The organism is Bradyrhizobium sp. BEA-2-5, assembly GCF_032918025.1.
GTDB lineage: Bacteria > Pseudomonadota > Alphaproteobacteria > Rhizobiales > Xanthobacteraceae > Bradyrhizobium > Bradyrhizobium pachyrhizi.
In genome coordinates this window covers 1,374,985-1,392,728 of sequence record NZ_CP136629.1, presented here as the reverse complement: position 1 = coordinate 1,392,728, position 17,744 = coordinate 1,374,985, and the positions used below count along the sequence as shown (strand labels likewise).

15 protein-coding genes and 1 riboswitch are annotated in these 17,744 nt (G+C 65.2%); of the genes, 6 read left to right on the top strand and 9 right to left on the bottom strand.

What is annotated here, in order from left to right; translation table 11 throughout:
• Positions 1-161 precede the first annotated feature (161 nt).
• Genes RX327_RS06405 through RX327_RS06390 form a run of 4 tightly spaced genes read left to right on the top strand, consistent with a single transcriptional unit; the run spans position 162 to position 3,839 of the window.
• A complete protein-coding gene (locus tag RX327_RS06405) occupies positions 162-1,109 on the top strand; it encodes a branched-chain amino acid ABC transporter permease (RefSeq protein ID WP_317249797.1) in 948 nt (315 codons plus the stop codon).
• The gene (locus RX327_RS06400; protein WP_317249796.1) at positions 1,106-2,398 is read left to right on the top strand and encodes a branched-chain amino acid ABC transporter permease; all 1,293 of its coding nucleotides are present in this window, start codon (positions 1,106-1,108) and stop codon (positions 2,396-2,398) included. Before RX327_RS06405 ends, RX327_RS06400 begins: the two co-directional genes overlap by 4 nt.
• On the top strand, positions 2,395-3,144 hold the full coding sequence (locus RX327_RS06395) for an ABC transporter ATP-binding protein (protein WP_317249795.1): 750 nt from the start codon (positions 2,395-2,397) through the stop codon (positions 3,142-3,144). Before RX327_RS06400 ends, RX327_RS06395 begins: the two co-directional genes overlap by 4 nt.
• Positions 3,144-3,839, top strand: a complete 696-nt coding sequence (locus RX327_RS06390; protein ID WP_317249794.1) for an ABC transporter ATP-binding protein — start codon at positions 3,144-3,146, stop codon at positions 3,837-3,839. The genes RX327_RS06395 and RX327_RS06390 overlap by 1 nt, the downstream gene beginning before the upstream one ends.
• Before the next feature lie 290 nt (positions 3,840-4,129).
• Here the strand turns inward: RX327_RS06390 and RX327_RS06385 are convergent, their stop codons facing one another.
• Entirely contained in the window at positions 4,130-5,176 is a 1,047-nt protein-coding gene (locus tag RX327_RS06385; RefSeq protein ID WP_244482178.1) for an AraC family transcriptional regulator, read from the bottom strand.
• Between the two features lie 370 nt (positions 5,177-5,546).
• Here RX327_RS06385 and RX327_RS06380 point away from each other — a divergent pair, with 370 nt between their 5' ends.
• Positions 5,547-5,783 carry a hypothetical protein gene (locus tag RX327_RS06380; protein WP_050385203.1) on the top strand — a complete coding sequence of 79 codons (237 nt, stop codon included), beginning with the start codon at positions 5,547-5,549 and terminating at the stop codon, positions 5,781-5,783.
• A gap of 16 nt (positions 5,784-5,799) precedes the next feature.
• On the opposite strand, the gene uca is transcribed toward RX327_RS06380, so the two are convergent.
• From uca to RX327_RS06345, 7 genes are all read right to left on the bottom strand, one after another.
• Entirely contained in the window at positions 5,800-9,342 is a 3,543-nt protein-coding gene (uca, locus tag RX327_RS06375) for an urea carboxylase (protein WP_050385204.1), read from the bottom strand.
• A 3-nt stretch (positions 9,343-9,345) separates the two neighbouring features.
• A complete protein-coding gene (locus tag RX327_RS06370; RefSeq protein ID WP_152977658.1) occupies positions 9,346-9,999 on the bottom strand; it encodes an urea amidolyase associated protein UAAP2 in 654 nt (217 codons plus the stop codon).
• Positions 9,996-10,841 carry an urea amidolyase associated protein UAAP1 gene (locus tag RX327_RS06365; protein WP_050385205.1) on the bottom strand — a complete coding sequence of 282 codons (846 nt, stop codon included), beginning with the start codon at positions 10,839-10,841 and terminating at the stop codon, positions 9,996-9,998. The genes RX327_RS06370 and RX327_RS06365 overlap by 4 nt, the downstream gene beginning before the upstream one ends.
• A complete protein-coding gene (locus RX327_RS06360; protein ID WP_050385206.1) occupies positions 10,838-11,671 on the bottom strand; it encodes an ABC transporter ATP-binding protein in 834 nt (277 codons plus the stop codon). Before RX327_RS06360 ends, RX327_RS06365 begins: the two co-directional genes overlap by 4 nt.
• A complete protein-coding gene (locus RX327_RS06355) occupies positions 11,668-12,486 on the bottom strand; it encodes an ABC transporter permease (protein ID WP_050385275.1) in 819 nt (272 codons plus the stop codon). The genes RX327_RS06360 and RX327_RS06355 overlap by 4 nt, the downstream gene beginning before the upstream one ends.
• A 92-nt stretch (positions 12,487-12,578) precedes the next feature.
• Positions 12,579-13,652 (bottom strand): putative urea ABC transporter substrate-binding protein, encoded by a 1,074-nt coding sequence (locus tag RX327_RS06350; protein ID WP_050385207.1) that lies wholly within the window; start codon positions 13,650-13,652, stop codon positions 12,579-12,581.
• 79 nt (positions 13,653-13,731) lie between these two features.
• Positions 13,732-13,842, bottom strand: a riboswitch (guanidine-I (ykkC/yxkD leader).
• 333 nt (positions 13,843-14,175) lie between these two features.
• A complete protein-coding gene (locus RX327_RS06345) occupies positions 14,176-15,960 on the bottom strand; it encodes a peptidoglycan-binding domain-containing protein (RefSeq protein WP_317249793.1) in 1,785 nt (594 codons plus the stop codon).
• 544 nt (positions 15,961-16,504) lie between these two features.
• Between RX327_RS06345 and RX327_RS06340 the strand changes: the two genes are divergently transcribed.
• A complete protein-coding gene (locus RX327_RS06340) occupies positions 16,505-16,942 on the top strand; it encodes a hypothetical protein (protein ID WP_028332906.1) in 438 nt (145 codons plus the stop codon).
• An 87-nt stretch (positions 16,943-17,029) separates the two neighbouring features.
• On the opposite strand, the gene RX327_RS06335 is transcribed toward RX327_RS06340, so the two are convergent.
• Complete coding sequence (locus RX327_RS06335) at positions 17,030-17,731, bottom strand: hypothetical protein (RefSeq protein WP_152977659.1); 702 nt, start codon at positions 17,729-17,731, stop codon at positions 17,030-17,032.
• Positions 17,732-17,744 lie beyond the last annotated feature (13 nt).

The following is a 17,744-nucleotide window of genomic DNA, read 5'->3' as shown; positions in this document are numbered from 1 at the left end:
GGCCGCCTCTCTCCCGTCATTCCGGGGCGATGCGAAGCATCGAACCCGGAATCTCGAGATTCCGGGTTCGGTCCTGCGGACTGGCCCGGAATGACAGGTAAGTTCCTTCGTTCGACAGGTCTTTGATCACGTGAACCGTTCCAGTCTCAAGCGAGTGCGCCGTGGCTGAGCTGATTGTCATTTCGACCCTGAACGGTGTGCTGTTCGGCATGCTGCTGTTTCTGCTGTCGAGCGGGCTGACGGTCATCTTCAGCATGATGGGCGTGCTCAACTTCGCCCATGCCAGCTTCTACATGCTTGGCGCCTTCTTCGGCTTTCAATTGACGAAATGGATCGGGTTCTGGCCGGCTTTCGTGCTCGCCCCGCTCCTGGTCGGCGCGATCGGCATGGCGGTCGAGCGCTACGGACTGCGCAACACGCACAAGCATGGCCATGTCGCGGAATTGCTGCTGACCTTTGGCCTCGCATTCGCGATCGAAGAGATCGTCGCAATGATCTGGGGCAGGAGCCCGGTCGACTATCGCGTGCCGGCGCTGCTTGACTTCCCAGCCTTCACGATCTTCTCCACCAATTATCCCGCCTACAAGATCTTCATGCTCGTGATCTCGGTCGTGATCTTCATCGCACTGCTGGTCACCTTGAAGAAGACGCGGGTCGGCCTGATCGTGCAGGCGGCGCTGACGCATCCTCACATGGTCGGACACCTCGGCCATAATGTGGGGCGCGTGTTCATGGTGGTGTTTGGTGTGGGCAGCGCGCTGGCAGGCCTTGCCGGTGTCATCGCGGGACCGGCGCTGGTGACGCAGTCCGACATGGCGGCCGCGCTCGGGCCGATCCTGTTCGTGGTCATCGTGTTCGGCGGCCTCGGCTCCCTGCCGGGTGCCTTCGTCGCCTCGCTCCTGATCGGCTTGATCCAGACCTTTGCGGTCGCGCTCAACGGTTCGCTCGCCAGCGTGTTCGGCCCGCTCGATCCGAGCCTCGGCCCCTCGCCGCTCACCGACATCTGGAACGTCACGATCGCGCAGATCGCGCCGATCCTGCCTTATGTGCTGCTGGTGCTGGTCCTGATCTTCCGCCCCATGGGCCTGTTGGGGACGCGCGAGTCATGACCAACGCTTCCACGCCCTCCATCGCCGCGGCCAAGCAGGAGCCCGGCAGCGCCCTGAGCTTCTATGGCGTCTGGCTCCTCGCCGCGGTCGCGCTGGTCGTGCTGCCGCTGGTGTTCGGCACCGGCGGCTCGCTGACCTCGTTCAGCCTGATCGGCATCGCGATCATCTTTGCGCTGTCCTACAACATCCTGCTCGGCCAGACCGGGCTGCTGTCGTTCGGACACGCGGTGCAGTACGGCCTCGGCGGCTTCCTCGCCGTGCATGTCATGAACGCGGTCGCGAGCCACAACTGGCCGGTCCCGCTGCCGGTGATCCCGCTGGTCGGCGGCATCGGCGGCATGGCATTCGCAATCCTCGTCGGCTGGCTCATGACCAAGCGCGCCGGCACCGTGTTCGCCATGATCTCGCTGGGCATCGGCGAGCTGGTGGCGTCTTCGTCTCTGATCCTCCGCTCGGTCTTCGGCGGCGAAGCCGGCATCACGACGGACCGCACAGCGCTGCCGCGCATGTTCGGCTGGACCTTCGGGCCGCAGATCCAGGTCTATTATCTGATCGCGTTCTGGCTGGTGGTCTCGGCGATCGCGATGTACGCACTGACCCGAACCCCGCTGGGGCGGATCAGCAATGCCGTCCGTGACAATCCCGAACGCGTCCAGTTCATCGGCTACGATCCTCACGTGGTTCGTTATCTCGCCTATTGCTTTGCAGGATTCTTCGCCGGCATCGCCGGGGGGCTTGCCGCGATCAGCTTCGAGATCGCGAATTCGGCCTATCTCGGCGCGATCCAGTCCGGCCTGGTGCTGTTTGCAACCTTCATCGGCGGTACCGCCTATTTCTTCGGACCCATTCTCGGCGCGATTCTGGTGACCTATCTGCAGCTCGGGCTGACCAGCGTCACCAGCGTCTGGCAGCTCTATTTCGGCATCATCTTCATCGGCATCGTGATGTTCGCGCCCGGCGGCATCGCTGGGCTCGTGATGATGCACCGGCCGCTGATCCGCGCCGGAACGCTTCGTTCCGTGATCCCGTCCTATCTGGTCGCGGCGATCCCGACGCTGGCGCTGGCGCTCGGCATCATCCTGACCATCGAGACCGTTGCGCGCTTCTCGGGCGGCGATGTGATCAACCTGCTCGGCATCCCGTTCGTCGCCACGGCGCCGACGACCTGGGCGGCCGCAGCGGTCCTGCTCGTCGGCGGCTTCCTGGTCGCGCGCATCACCTGGCGGCGCGTTGCGGAAGCCTGGGACCGCGCCGCGACGGTGGCCCGTGACCGGGGGTATCTCGCATGACCACAGCCATCCAAGTCAACGCCGTCGAGAAGAGCTTCGGCAATGTTGCCATCATCCGCGACCTCAACCTGAGCGTCGCCAAGGGTGAGCGCCACGCCATCATCGGCCCGAACGGCGCCGGCAAGTCGACGACGTTCAACCTGATCAGTGGACATATCAAGCCGACTTCGGGTGAGGTCCGGCTCAATGGCGACGTGATCTCCGGCCTGCAGCCGTTCGAGATCAACCGGCGGGGGCTGTCGCGCTCGTTCCAGGTCACCAACGTGTTCGCCCGCATGACGGTCTGGGAAAACGTCCGCTGCGCCGTGCTGTGGGCCACCGGGCATCGCTACGCGTTCTGGAAGAACGTGGACAGCCTGCCCGAGGTGCGCGAGCGGACCGCCCGGATTCTCGAAGACATTCACCTCACGCACCGCCGCGACGTCCCGGCCGGCCTGTTGACATATGCCGAGCAGCGCGAGCTGGAAATCGGCATCACGATCGCAGGGGGCGCGACCGTCGTCATGCTCGATGAGCCGACCGCTGGAATGAGCCACGCCGAGACGGAGCGCGCGGTGTCGCTGATCCGGCGCCTGACCGAAGGGCGAACGCTGGTCATCGTCGAACACGACATGAGCGTCGTGTTTGGCCTTGCCGACCGCATCTCGGTGCTGGTTTACGGTCATATCATCGCCTCGGGCACTCCCGAGGAGATCAGGCGTGATCCGAAGGTCAGGGAAGCCTATCTTGGCGAGGAGGCACACTGATGCTCGAAGTCAGGAACCTCCACGCCTATTACGGCAAGAGCCACATTCTCCAGGGCGTTGACCTCGACGTCGCCGCCGGCGAAGTGGTGAGCCTGCTCGGCCGCAACGGTGTCGGGCGTTCGACCACGGTCAAGGCGATCATGGGCGAGGTCGTTCCGCAGGGCACGATCCGCTTCAAGGGCAAGGACATTGCGGGCCTGCCAAGCTACAAGATCGCGCGCCTCGGGCTCGGTTACGTTCCCGAGCATCGCGATATCTTTCCGAGCTTGACGGTGCGACAGAATCTTCTGCTCGGCATCAAGGACACGCGACGACCGGGCAAATGGCGGCTGCAGGACATGCTCGACATGTTTCCCAACCTCGCCGCGCGCGCCGACGCGCCTGCTGGGGTCCTCTCCGGCGGCGAGAAGCAGATGTTGACGACATGCCGCACGTTGATGGGCGATCCTGATCTCATCATGATCGACGAGCCGACGGAGGGTCTCGCGCCGCTGATCGTGCAACAGGTGGGCGAGCTGATCGCACGGATCGCCAAGGCCGGCGTCGCCATTCTGCTGGTCGAGCAGAAACTCTCGATCGCGATGAAGATCTCCAACCGGGTCTACATCATGGGCCACGGCCGCGTGGTGTTCGAAGGTACCCCCGACCAGCTCAAGAGCAATGCGGCCGTTCGCGAGGAATGGCTCGAGGTGTAGGCGGACACCGGCGGATCGACAAAGCAATCGAACGTCGACGTAGCAGCGCCATCAGTCAGTTCGCGAACACGACCCAGACCAGCGCCACCAAGAGACTGTGGAAACAAATTATCGAAGCCAGGAATAGCCAGTCGTCCCCGGTCATGGGGCCGAAAACCACGGCCGAAGCGCGGCGACAGCGACACGCGAGCCGGGAAAAGAAGTTCGACTGCATGGGACTGCCCTAGCGGAGTACGCTCCGCCAGGTCTTGCTAGTCTGTGCCAGCTAGTTGAGAGCTGGTGTCAGCCCATCACCGATCGCCATTCGAACTGCGATAGGCCCTCGGCGTGAGGCCGGTCCAGCGGACGAACGCGTGTGTGAAGGAAGAGACCTCGCTGTAGCCCAATAGCCATGCGATCTTGGAAATCGGCAGCTCCTCATCTTCGAGGTAATGGCGGGCAAGGGCAATTCGAAACGCCTTGAGAACGTCTGAGAAGTCCACCCCCTCCGAGGACAATGCGCGAGCGAGAGTTCTCCGGCTCATGCCAAGACGACGCGCGACCGCCTCGGCATTGGCTTTGCCGTGCGGAAGCAGCTGGGCAATGTGTCCTTCGACGCGTGACTGCAAGCTGCTTCGTCTCGGTGCCCGGTTACGAAGCGCTTCATCGGCATATTGGAGCAACATCCTGTTGAGATGCAAATCGGCACCCACGACAGGCAATGCGCCGATCCGGGACGGAAACAAAAGCTCGTCGCTTTCCGCTGCAAATTCGATCTCGCATCCAAGAAGAGATCGCACATCCGACGGCGTTTCTCGTCTGGAGTGCTTCAACTTGATTTGGTTCGGGACCAGCCTGCCGTCAGTCAGTGCGCGGCAAATACGGATCAACGCCACCAGCCAGAATTCCGCATGATGACGATCCGACGACCGATCGATGTTGACATATTCGAACCCGATGGCGAAGCCGCGATCCAGCGAGCTCCGCAACCGCACACCCTCGTTGTTGATCGCGCAGTAGCGTCCGCCGATCTGCAAGGCGTCAACGAGATGCTCCGATGAAGCCATGACGTAGTACAGAAGCCCGATCTCGCCCAGCTCGAAGCCTTGAGCCAGATGGAGTCCGAAGCAGTCGTCCTGCAATTCCCTTGCGGCGAGTTCGAGCAGCCTGACCTGCGCTCGTGCATCGATGCGGCGCTTGCGGTCCTCGACGTCGTCGATTGCCAGGCCTGCAGCTGACACGATCGGGACCGGATCAACCTGCGCATCGCGCAGCCGGGCACATGCGAGACGCGCGATTCCCCCGGCAGAGCTCGGTATCGACGGCAAGGCGCTTTCACGGCGTGTGGCGGCTTTCATTCGGCACCGAATTATGTTCGTGGCTCAACGTCGGGAGCTTCCAGGATCGTATCTTGACCTATGTCAAACGAGCTCATGGGTTCGAGGCATCCGGTCTGACACCTTCTCGCAATTTAACGACCCAGGATCACAAGACGCAACGGACGCAAATCGTCTAGCCGAGTGCTTCGCGGGCACTCCATTTCTGCCTTGAAACGACGGCAGTCGGCTTCCAATGGGCCCGCGCAGGGGCGAACTCGTCATGGGCTTGGTCAAGCATGCAAATTCGCTGGGACAGGCGATTGGTGCCGAAGCGAAAAGCCATATGGGCTAGGTCGTGGTTGGACAAACACCCGCCCAGCATAGCGGCATTCATCGTTCAATTCATTACATGATCATTGAAGGCGAGACTGCGGGCACCTGGCGTTACTCGTTCTCCATCGGCGATCGCAACTACTCGGGAACGGTTCAGGCGGTCCTTGGATTGCTGGCGGCACGCCGCGTAAGGATGAAGATCGATCGGTTGTTAAGGCAAAACGCGTCAATTGATTATCAAAGCCGGCAGCGGGTGGAGAAAGAGGTCGAGACGCCCGCTCCGCTCGTCCCTCCGGCCGATCCCAAGGACTAGCGCGGCTGTAGCCGCCCTAGCCCGGCCGGAGCAACGCCACCACGTCGCCCGCGCGCAGCGTCTGGCCGGGTTTCACCGGCACCGAAGCGATGCGCCCTGCCGCGGGCGCGTGCACGGAGATCTCCATCTTCATCGACTCGATGATGGCCAGCACGTCGCCGGCCGCGACCTTGGCGCCCTCCTCGACCAGCACCTTCCAGATGTTACCAGGCACTTCGGAGAACGCGCCGATCTGACCGTCGGGAATCCCCGTCGCGGCGGCTGCCGCATCGATCGTTTCAGCCGGCGCCTCGTCGAGCTTCATCTCGCGCCAGCGCTGGCGCTCGGCGTCGAACGCGGCCTGCTGCGTTGCCTTGAACGCGGCGATCGATAGCTTGGCGTCGGCCAGTGTCCTGGCGTAGTCGGCGTAGGAGAACTCGCCCTCTTCGATCCTGATGTCGTATTGGCCGTGCGGGAACTCGGCGCGGGCGTCGAGGAGTTCATCGGCGTCGACCGGGAAGAAGCGGATCTTGTCGAAGAACCGCAGCAGCCAGGGATGGCCCGGCTCGAACACCGGCGTGGTGCGCCAGGTGTTCCAGACCTGGACGGTGCGGCCGAACAGCTGGTAGCCGCCCGGCCCTTCCATGCCGTAGATGCACATATAGGCGCCGCCGAGGCCGACCGCGTTCTCCGGCGTCCAGGTCCGCGCCGGGTTGTACTTCGTGGTCACCAGCCGATGCCGCGGGTCGAGCGGCGTCGCCACCGGCGCGCCGAGATAGACGTCGCCGAGGCCGAGCACGAAATAATCCGCGTCGAACACGATGCGGCGAACGTCGTCCTCGCTCGCAAGTCCGTTGATGCGCCGGATGAACTCGACATTCGACGGACACCATGGCGCGTCCGCGCGCACCAGCTCCTGATATTTGCGCATCGCAAGCTCGGCCTGCGGATCGCGCCACGACAGCGGCAGATGCACGGTCCGGCTCGGCACCCGCATCGCGTCGACCGGCGGCAACTCGCGCTCGATCCGCTTGAGCACGTCGAGCAGCTTTTGCCGTGGCAGCGCCGTGCCGTCGTAATGGATCTGCAGCGAGCGGATGCCGGGTGTCAAATCGACAAGGCCGGCGAGCTTCGCCTCTTCCAGCGCCTGCGCCAGCACGTGCACACGCAGCCGCAGCGCGATGTCGAGTTCCATCGGACCATATTCGACCAGGAGATTGTCGTCGCCGGCGCGGCGGTAGACCACCGGAATCCGGCCGTCGTCATTCCGACCAATGATCGCCGATCCGAGCTCGGGCGCGCGCAGCACCGTGGGGCCGGCCACCGGATCGTCGCGTTTAACCGGCACGAAGCGGACCGTGTCGCCGGGCCGGAGCTGGCCGACCTTCCAGAGCTCGTCGCGCGCGACCACGGCCGGACAGACGAAGCCGCCGAGGCTCGGTCCGTCGGGCCCGAGGATGATCGGCATGTCGCCGGTAAAGTCGATCGAGCCGACCGCATAGGCGTTGTCATGGATGTTCGACGGATGCAGCCCGGCCTCGCCGCCGTCGGCGCGGGCCCAGCGCGGCTTCGGCCCGATCAGCCGCACGCCGGTGCGGGCGCTGTTGAAATGCACCTCATAGCTCGCCGCGAACAGCGTCTCGATATCCTCGTCGAGGAAGAAATCCGGCGCGCCGTGCGGGCCATAGACCACGCCGATCTGCCACGCCGATGTGAGCTGCGGCCGCTCGTCCTCCGTGGCGCGCCGCGGCGCCGCAAGGCCCGATGGCTCGGCACCGATATGCAAGACGTCGCCGGCCTTCAGCGATCCCGTCGCATGGCCGCCGAAGGCGCCGAGCGCAAACACAGCACGCGACCCGAGAATTTCGGGCACGTCGATGCCGCCGCGCACGGCGAGATAGGTGCGCTGGCCCGGGCCCTTGATGCTGCCGATCACGAGCGTCTGGCCGGCGCGTATCGCGAGCGGCTCATCGTAGGTGACATCAGTGCCGTCGAGCGACGCCTTCATCTGCGCGCCCGATAGCGCGACGATCGCATCGGTGTTGAAGCGCAAGGTTGGCCCGTTGACCGTCAGCTCCAGTGCGGTCGTCGTCTCCGGATTGCCGACCACGCGATTGGCGAGGCGAAACGACCGTTCGTCCATCGGGCCGCTCGGCGGCACGCCGACATGCCAGAGATGCAGCCGGCCGGGCAATTCCTGCACCCCGCTCTGCGCGCCCGGCGCGACAACGTCGATGGTGCGGGGGCGATAGCCGAATTCGCCAAGCACACTCGTCGCCACCTGCCCGCTGCGGAACACGTCGGACGCCGCAATCGCGCGCAGATAGTCGAGATTGGTCTCGATGCCGGCTACGACCGTATCGTCCAGCGCTTTCGAAAGCCGGGCGATCGCGGCCTCGCGCGTCTCGGCTGAAACGATGATCTTGGCCAGCATCGGATCGTAGAACGGCGACACTTCGGTGCCGGTCTCGATCCAGCCGTCGATTCGCGCATCCGGCGAAAAGCTGACCCGCGTCAGCCGGCCTGCGCTCGGGCGAAAGCCGGCGCCCGGGTTCTCGGCATAGAGCCGCACCTCGATCGCCGCGCCGTTTGGTGCAAGCGAGCCCGCCTGGCCGAGCACATCCTCGCCGGCCGCCTGTCGGATCATCCATTCGACGAGGTCGACGCCGGTGACCTGCTCGGTGACGGGATGCTCGACCTGCAAGCGGGTGTTCACCTCGAGGAAATAGAAATCGTCGCGCTCGACGTCGTAGATGAACTCCACCGTGCCGGCGGACTCGTACGACACGGCCTTGCCGAGCGACACCGCGGCCGCGTGCAGCCGCCGGCGGATGTAGGCGGACAGCCCCGGCGCGGGCGTCTCCTCAAAGACCTTCTGGTTGCGCCGTTGCAGCGAGCAATCGCGTTCACCGAGCGCCACCACGCCGCCCTTGCCATTGCCGAAGATTTGCACCTCGATATGCCGCGCTCGCGCAACGAACCGCTCGAGATAGACCCGGGCGTCGCCGAAGCTGGCCCGCGCCGTGCGCTGCACCGATTCGAATCGCTCGCGCAGCGTCGCCATGTCGTGGCAGAGCTGCATGCCGATACCGCCGCCGCCCGCCGTGCTCTTCAACATCACCGGAAAGCCGATTGCTTCGGCCTCGCGCACCGCCACGTCGATCGTCTCCAGCAGGCCGGAGCCCGGCAGCAGCGGCACGCCACTGCGCTCGGCGATCTCGCGTGCCTTGTGCTTGAGGCCGAAGGCGTCGAGATGCTCAGGCCGCGGCCCGATGAACTTGATGCCGTGCTCGGCGAGCCACTCGGCGAAACGGCGGTTCTCCGACAGGAAGCCGTAACCGGGATGCACCGCCTGCGCACCGGTCGCAAGGCACGCCGCCATGATCGCATCGACGTTGAGATAGCTCTCCGCGGCCGGTGCAGGACCGATCCGCACCGCCTCGTCGGCGTCGAGCACCGGCCGGGTGAAACGGTCGGCGTCGGAATAGACCGCGACCGAACCGATGCCCATGCGGCGCAATGTTCTGCCGATCCGCCCGGCGATCTCGCCGCGGTTGGCAATCAGGACCTTGCTGAACATGCCTCACGCCTCCGGCTCGACGATCGCGACGTCGAAGATCGTCACCTGCACCGGCGTCGGGAAGAAGCCGTTGCAGGGATTGTTGATCTGCGGGCAGTTCGAGATCAGGCACAGCACGTCCATCTCGGCGACCAGCTCGATGGCGTCACCGGGCTTGGAGACGCCATCGACCACGGTGAAATTGCCGGCGGGATCGATCGGCACGTTCATGAAGAAGTTGAGATTCGGCACGATGTCCCGCTTCGACATGCCGTATTTCGCGGCTTCGATCACGAAATTCTCGCGACAGGCGTGCTGGTAGCGGGTCTGGTGCCCGAACCGCACGGTGTTGCTCTCGCAGGAGCAGGCGCCCGCCGAGGTGTCGTGCAGGCCGCAACTGTCGGCCGTGACGCGCAGCATCACGCGACCTTCGTTGGACATGATCCTGGTGCCGAGCCCAACATAGGCCGAGCCCTGTGCGCGCAGCGTATCCTGGCCGCTGTAGCGCTCGCCGAAATCACCGGCGCAATAGAACAGCGTGTCGACCGCCTGCTGGCCGTGGCTATCGGTGATCCGCAGCGTCTGCCCCTTGCGGATGATCGCCGACCACGGCTTGCGCGCGGGAATTTCGACATCGAGAACGATGCGGCGGCCGGTGCGAACAGATTGCATGGTCATCGCACGGCTCCTTCCAGGGTTTCGCCGAGATACAGCGCATTGTTCTGACAGGCGCGGACCGCTTCCGCGGTCGCAGTCCGGCACAGATCGTCGGCCGCCGGTGCGGCCGCGCGGTAGCGCACGATCTCCACGCTGGCCTGCGGATAGGTTTTGGCGGGATCGAGCGGATGCGGGCAGTTCGACAGCGCGATCAGAAGCTCCATCTCCGCGCGCAGGTCGACGAAATCGCCCTGCTGCCGCCGCTGCTCCGACCAGACGAACTTGCCGTCGGCGTCGATCGCGACCGGTGCGAACAAGCTGACACAGGGATGGACGTCGCGACGATCCAATCCGAGCTTGGTCGCGGCGAGAATGAAATTGTCGCGCGTGTTGCGGAAATTGCCGTCGCCGTATTTGGCCTGGTTGGTCGTCGCGGTCGAGCCGCCGACCACCGCATCATGCGCGGCACTGCTGTCCTCGGTGATGCCGAGCAGCGCGCGCCCCATGTCGGACAGCAGCACCCGCCCCTTCTGCAGCCGCGCCGCCCACTGCACCTTGATGGTGTCGGCGTGGTTGAGCCGCTCGGTGGTGTCGGCACTGTTCCAGGCGAGCAGGCTGACGGTCGACGTCCCCGACGTGTTGACGATGCGCAGGGTATCGCCGCGGTTCAACCGCGTGGTCCAGTACCAGCCGGACGGGATCGTCTCACGGTGCATGACCGTGTCGGCATCGATCGGCGCGGCGTCGCGCGCAGTCGGCGCCGGCAGTGCGCGCGGCGCGTGCTCCTGTCCCGCCGCCTTCAGCTCGTTATACCGCCGGGTATGCGCCGCGATCTCGGCCTTTTGTTCCTCTGTGAGGATCATGGTTGCTCCTTCAAGACGAGAGCGCCGGGCCGTCCCGGCTGATGCTCCTTGCCTGACCGGGTCGTCCCGGTCGGAGCTGGTTGAACTGACGATCGCAGCTCTGCGCTGCGGCGCGGAAAGATCTCGAGGTCGCGCGACACGGTGGCACCGTAGCGGTCGCGCTCCTCCGGCCGGTTGCGCTGCCGCTCCAGCGCGATCACCCGCGTCGCGAGCCCGAAGGCTTCACTGAGGTCATGCGTCACCATCACGACGGTGAGATGGGTCTCGTTCCAGAGCCGCTTCATCAGAAGGTGAATGTCGGCGCGGATTCCGGGATCGAGCGCACCGAACGGCTCGTCGAGCAGCAGGATCTTCGGGCCGCGCATGATCGCCTGCGCCAGCGCGAGCCGCTGCTGCATGCCGCCCGACAAAGCGGACGGGTACTTGCCCTCCTGGCCGGCGAGCCCGACCTCGGCGAGCAGCTTGATCGCTTCGTCGGCGGCGGCGCGCCGCGCGGCGCCGAACAGCCGGCCGGTGAATTTGGCGTCGCGCAGTTCGCGCCCGAGCATGACGTTCTGCAAGACCGTCAGATGCGGAAACACCGAGTAGCGCTGGAACACCACGCCGCGGTCGGCGTCCGGCTCGCCGGGCAACGGCTTGCCGTCGACCAGGATCTGGCCGCGGGTCGGCTGCTCCTCGCCGAGCAACATGCGGAGCAGCGTCGTCTTGCCGCAGCCGGACGGGCCGACCAGCGCAATGAAGGCGCGCGGTTCGACCTCCATCGTGATGCGCTCGAGCACGATGTGGTCGCCATATTCCTTCCAGACGTCGTCGAAGCGGATCGCGCTCATTCCGCCCTCACCGAGGCAAACCACGGAAACAACCTTCGCTGCATGACGCGCAGGCCGACATCGATCAGGAACGCCAGCAGCGTGATCCAGGCGACGTAGGGAATGATGACGTCCATCGCGAGATAGCGTCGGACCAGGAAGATCCGGTAGCCGAGCCCGGAATCGGAGGCGATCGCCTCGGCCGCGATCAGGAACAGCCACGCCGGCCCGAGCTGCAGGCGCAGCACGTCGATCAACCGCGGCAGGGTTTGCGGCATCGCGACGCGCAGCGCGATCTGCCAGGTCGAGGCGCCGAGCGTCTGCGCCTTGACGATCTGCTCGCGCGGCAGCTCCTGCACCTTCATGGCGAGATCGCGGATCATGCAAGGCAGCGTCCCGATCACGATCAGCGCGATCTTGGAATTCTCCCCGAGCCCCATCACGATGAACAGGATCGGCAACAGCGCCAGCGGCGGCACCATCGAGGTGACAGACACGAACGGCCCGAGCAGGGCGTTGGCGCCCGGCAACAGCCCGATCACGATCCCGAGCACCAGCGCAGCTGCCGTCGAGATCGCCAGCGCCGAGCCCAGTCGCCCCAGGCTGGCGACGGTGTCGGAGGCCATCAGATAGCCGCCGGTGCGTGCGTCGACCTCGAACGCCATCTGCTTGACCGCCTGCACCATGCTCGGCAGCGCCGGCAGCAGCTTGTCGTTCGGGTTCTGCGCGAGCCGCGCGCTGGAGCCGGCGAAGTAGGCGATTGCGACCAATACGAACGGCAGCGCGAGCAGATAGAATCGCGTCTGCCGTCCCGGCCGTAGGTTCACAAGTCGCATGGGCGGCTCCTGCTTGCGGATGGCGCTGTGCAAAGCGTTTTCGAGCGAAGTGGGTTTCCGGTTCGCGTGAAGAAAACGCGTCAAGCAAGACGTCAGAGCTTGCCCTTGGCGGCTTCGTCCATGTAGGTCGGGTCGAAGCGCAGCTTGACATTCGACTTGTCGCCCAGCACCGACTTGTCGGCGAGTTCGATGCCGACGGCGTCAGCCGATTTCGCCCCCTTGCCGAGCAGGTCCTTCTCGAACAGGAACTTGCGCACGCGATCCATCGTCGCCCCGACGGTCTTGCTGCGCGTAAAAGCTTCGGCGTCGGTTGCCTTGTCGAACAGTTTTGTGGTCGAGAGCTGGCTGTCGAAGCCCGCAAGGTCGGTGCCGGAGGCCTTGGCCATCGCCTCCTTGGCGGCCTTCGCCGCGGCATCGTTCGCCGTCATCTTGGAGAGGGTCTCGTACCAGATGCCGACCAGCGCCTTGGCGAAATCCGGATTGTCTTTCGCGACCGCTGTGTTCACCACCATCAGGTCCATGATCTCGCCGGGGATCTGCGAGGAATCGAACACCTTCTTCGCGTCGGGCGAGCCGAGGATTTCGGTTACGATCGGATTCCAGGTCACCACCGCGCTGACGTCAGGCGTCTTGTAGGCGGCCGCGATATCGGCGTCGGAGGTGTTGATGACCTTGACGTCCTTCTCGCTCAGCTTGCTGGTCTCGAGCGCGCGCGCCAGCAGATAATGCGACACCGAAAACTCGACCAGGTTGACCGTCTGGCCCTTGATCGCGGCGAGATCGGTCTTGTTCTTCAGGATCACCGCATCGTTGCCGTTGGAGAAATCGCCCATCACGACCGCGGTGGTGTCGACGCCACCGGCTGCCGGAATCGAGAGTGCGTCCATGTTGGTGATGGTGACGGCGTCATAGCCGCCGGCGGTGTACTGGTTGATCGATTCGACGTAGTCGTTGAACTGCTTGACCTCGATCGCGATGCCGTATTTGTCGGCCCATTTCTTGACGATGCCGGTGTCGGCCGCATAGCCCCACGGCATCCATCCGACATAGATCGACCAGGCGACCTTGAAGCTTTTCTTCGGCGCGGCGTCGGCCGCAGGCACAGCCGCCAGCGCGACCGCGCAGCCGATGACAACAGAGCGAAGGAAGAAAACGAATTTGTTCATTGCCGATCCCTCTTGCGAAAACTTCACAAAAAGGGACTGGCGAAAAGACCATCGCTCCGCCAATCCCTTGGCTGACGAGGTCTCCCGGGCTTTTATCCCGCCGTGCACCTGCGGGGATGTCTCCCCCGCAAGCGGCTGCTCTCGGACCAGCACCTTGCTTGGCAAGATCGGAACCCTAGCGGCCAACTCGACGCCATTGATGCACGAGGCGTGCCAGCGGGCCGGCAATTGAATCTCATGAGATTTTTCCGCGCGCACGGCGCAGCCACGACCGTGTCTTGCTCAAAGATTGCGCAGACCTGCTCAGAATTGGCTCTGTCCTTTCGCCACCGGCATCAGCAGGATCACGCGATGGCTGATGTCGAGTGGAGTTCGATGCGCAAGCTTCTGAGCGTTCTGTGCGCCGGCCTCTGGCGTGGATTGCACGGCCGGTTCGGCCTGGTGCCGAAGTCCGAACTAAAAGACTGATCGCAAGATCGCAAAAAAGAGCCCCGCTCTGCAGCGGGGCTCCTGCACAGAGATCCTATTTCCGATCGGAGTTTTGCGCCGGCGTCTGCGGGCTCTGGCCTGAGCCTGACGACGGCGGATTGTTGTTCTGGTTGGGCTGGCTGGACTGCGTGTCCCGGCCGGCATTTGGCTGGTTGCCGCTGCCCTGACCGACGGTCGACTGGTTCTGCGGTGCAGCCTGGCCCGTCGTATTCTGCTGCGGGGCCTGCTGCTGAGCGGACGGTTGATTTCCGCTCTGGCCGGTTGTCGACTGGTTCTGCGGCGAGTTCGCCTGACCCGTGGTCTGCCCGGTCGTGTTCTGCTGGGCAGGTTGCTGAGTGCCAGTCTGGCCGGTCGACTGGTTCTGCGGCGCGTTGTTGGTCTGACCGGTCGTCTGTCCAGTCGTGTTCTGCTGGGTGCGGCTCTGGCCGACCGTCGACGATGCGCCCGCGCCCTGACCGATCCGATCCGACAGGCCGAGTGCGGTCACCGTGCGCGTGTCGACGCTGCCGCTGGTCGTGATGCCCTCCTGACGCTGGAAGGTGATCAGCGCCTCGCGGGTCCGCGATCCCAATACGCCGTCGGCCTCGCCGACCAGCAGGCCGCGGTCGATCAGCACCTGCTGCACCTCGCGGATCTGCTGCGGGTTCAGGTCCATCATCGCAACGCTACCGCCGCCACCACCGCCACCGCCGCGATGGCTGAAGCGCGTCCGCGGTCCGACCGGGACCACGTCGACGACGCGGCGCTCGCGATCGAGGAACACGACTTCATCCTCGACGACGAAGAAGCTGTCGTCGCGATAATACGGGAACGCATCGATCAGCGCCGGGAAGGCGGCAACCGACACCGCGTTGAACCTCCGCGGCACCACCACGCCCGGATTGACCGCGAAGTTGATCGTGCTGACATTGACGCGCGGCGCGTTACGCGCCGACAGCACCGAGCGCTGGATCGTGCTCTGCTGCTGCGCGGTCACGGTGCGCCCGGCCTCGGTCTGGATCGTGGCGTTCGACTGGGCCTGGGTCTGAGCGGTTGTCCCGGCTTGTCCCTGGGCCTGACCGGTGGTCTGTCCGGAGTTCATCCGGTTTTGCGTCGTACCGGACTGCGGAGCGGCCGCGCCCGTGGTCTGGCCGGCTCGCGTATTCGGCGCTGCCGTTGTGCCCTGGCCGGTGGTCGTGTTCGCGCCCTTTGCCTGGCCCGTGGTCGTGCTCTGGCCGGTCGTCGTGCCCGCCTTGCCTTGAGCCTTGTCCTGGGCCGTCCCCTGACCGGTCGTGGTGCCCTGGCTGCGGTTCGCGGCGTTGGCGCGATTCTCCGGCTGCTGCTGGCTTTGCCGCGTCGTGGCGCTGCCGCGTTCGCGGGATTCAGATCGGCCCATCTGCTCGCGCTGGCTTCGGCTCTGGCCGACGGTCTGCTCCTGCCGGCTCTGGCTGCGCTGCCCCTGCTCGGCGCGGCCGCTCTCGCGGGCCTGGCCGGTGGTCTGGCTGCGCTCGGCCGCACCGCGGCCCAGCTGACCTTCAGCCCGACCGCTCTCTCGTGCACCCTGGCTTTCTCGTGCGCCCCCTTGGCCGCGACCGACCGTCATGCCTTCGCTTCGCGATGCCCCGGGACCGCCATGCATTGCGCCGCCGGAACTGCCGGCCGACGAGCCTGCGGAGCGGCCGTGTTCACCACCGCCACCGCTCCCGCCGACGCTTCCGCCACCACCCATGCCGCCCCCGCCGCCGCCCTCGCGCATGCCCTGCGCCGAAGCGAGACTGACGCCGGCCAACAGCACGGCCGTCGTCAGCAGAAATTTGCTCTTCATGATCTTGCTCTGCATTACCGATTCCTCCTGCAGTTTTGCGGCTGCCGAATTGCGAAGCCGGCGCCAAATGGCCCGGCACGCTCCGCACCGCGGCCGCGCTCCAACAAAGCCGGCGAACGACGCGACGCAACGGCGCGCGCGTCTCACCGGTGAACTCTGAGAAAACAGCGGCGCCGCCCGCACCGTTCCTAGACACCGCCGCGACGCGACATTTCGCGCCAAGGGAACACCACATGTTCATCTTGAGTTCATCTTGAGCCAGCGGCCCGACGTCTGATCGCGCTTCAGGAACCGATTGCCACGCTTTCCCGTTTTGAATCGACGTGTGCGTTCGTCGTCATGACGATGGTCAGCGAGCTCACGCGGATCATCGTCCGCTGCGACTGGCGCTGGATCGGAACAGGTTCCGTTCGGCTTTGAACATTTGCTTCGCCGTCAACGGCAAGCTGCTGCGCCCACCTCGCTGCCAGGCCCGGATCGTTGCAGGCGTGCGGCCATTCGCAACCAATGCCACTCTCCTCCGTTGACCGGCTGGGCAATCATCATCGAGGAGGATCACATGAGGAAAACAGGCCTTGTTCTTGCAACCGTCGGTACGCTTGGGGTGAGCGCCATCGCAGCCCCGGCTCCCGCCGAAGCACGGTGGGGACACGGAGGTTGGGGTGGCGCGCTCGCAGGCGGACTGATTGCCGGCGCAGTCATCGGTGGTCTCGCCTCGTCAGCCTACGGCTATCCCGGCTATGCCTATGGTTACGGCTACCCCGGCTACGGCTACGGTTATGGCTATTCGCCCGCTTATTACGGCTACGGCAGCTATGCCTATGACGACGGCTATTACGCTGCGCCGTATCGTTGGGGAGGCGGCTATACCACGACATATTATAGCGGATACCGGCCGGCCTATTACGGTTATCGCTATCGCCACGTGGTGCGCCCGGCATACGCCTATTATCGCGGCGGCTATCCGCGCTGGCATCATCGCTGGCGTCATTGGTGAGATCGCCGAGACCGGCGCGGCGCCGCCAGCCGGGCTGACTGGCGCCGGCAAGGGGCCGACAAGGGTCGACCGGGTTGAGCGGCAGCGTTACCCGGCGACCCGCAGCGCGGTCACCGCGACGCAGGCGTTGCCTAACGGAATCAGCACCACCTGCGCGCCGTTCGGCAGCGCCATCGTCGCGAGCTCACCGAGCGTGCCGGTCTGTCCGTTGAGCTTGGCGAGTTCGGCGGCCACCGTCGAACAGCTCTCCGTCCGCGGCGTCACCCGCACCAGATTGCCTTCGCAGGACGATCCAACCGGCGCGGCAAACACAATGCCGGCGGCCTGCTGATTGGCGGCAGGGGTGGCTTGGCCGCCCGGGTTCGGTGCGAGCGCGACCAGCGACTGCACCGAATGCGAATTGCCGGCCTTGGCGTCCCACTGCGACTGCGCGGTGTAGTTGGAGTTCATCGCGAGGCCGCGGCCGAGCGTCCCGAACAGATTGGCGCAGGTCACGATGTTGCCCTGCCGCGCGTGCTCGTCGAACACGGTCGGTTGCTGGCCCGCCTGCTGCGGCGGAACGGAAGCCGCGGCAGACGGCGGCGTCGGCGCTTCCTGCGGACGCTGCTTGTGCGGCTGCGGCTTCGCGGCGGCGGCGGGCTTTTTGGCCGGCGCGGGCGTCGCCGGCTGCAGCGGCATCGGCTGCGACTGGGCCGGCTGCATCTGCTGGGCATAGCCCACGACGCCGGCTGCACTGAGCGCCGCCACGACGACCGCCGTGAAAATCAGGATGGGGGTCTTCAGTCGCATCGGCGTATTCATC